The following is an 808-nucleotide window of genomic DNA, read 5'->3' as shown; positions in this document are numbered from 1 at the left end:
CGGCGATCTTCCCCCCGTGCGCGATGCGATCGGGCGCGTCGAGCTTGCCGACGGGACCGTGCGCATGACGCTGCGGTCGGGCACGGTCTACCTGCAAAGCGGACGCACGGCCGAGGCGCGCGAGGGGGTGATGGTCATCGGACCCGGCGACGCCGACGGCATCGTCACCGGCGACGTCAATGTGCGGTTGACCGGGTCGGCGGCGGCCCTTGGCGAGATCATCGCGCACCGGCCGATCGATGCGCGGCGTTACCGCGCCTACGATCCGGCCGACCTGAGCGGGCAGGTTGACGCGCGGATCGCGGCGACCCTGGCGCTCAATGGCGGGGCGCGCGCGCCGGCGCCGGACTGGCGCGTCGAGATGACGCTCACCGATGCCGCGATCGCCGAACCGGTCGAAGGCCGCCGGGTCGCCGGGCTCGACGGGCGCGTCAGCGCGACGCCCGCCGGCGCGGTGCTCGATCTGTCCGGCACGATCGACGGCCTTCCCGCCGACATCGCCATGACCGTCCCGTTCGGCGGCTCCGAACTGGCGCCCGCCCGCGACATCACCTTGCGGCTCGACGACGAAAGCCGGCGGGCGCTCGCGCCGGGGCTGGAGGCGGTGCTGCGCGGACCGACCCCGGTGCGCCTCGAAGGCGACGGTCCCGCCTTCGAGGTCACGGCCGACCTGACGGCCGCCGAACTGGCCCTGCCGTGGATCGGCTGGTCCAAGGGCGTCGGTGTCGAGGCGAGCGCGACTTTCGCGCTTGTCCTGGAGGAGGGCGCGGCGACGGTCGACGGCCTCACCGTTTCGGGCGGCCCGTTC

1 pseudogene is annotated in these 808 nt (G+C 74.3%); it reads left to right on the top strand.

From position 1 onward, the window contains the following. Window positions 1-808, top strand: a pseudogene (locus AC5E6L_RS09860) (hypothetical protein); the annotation flags it as partial.

The sequence above is a fragment of the Roseitalea sp. genome, assembly GCF_984466335.1.
The sequence above is the reverse complement of the archived record's forward strand: the minus strand, read 5'-3'. Positions and strand labels throughout refer to the sequence as shown.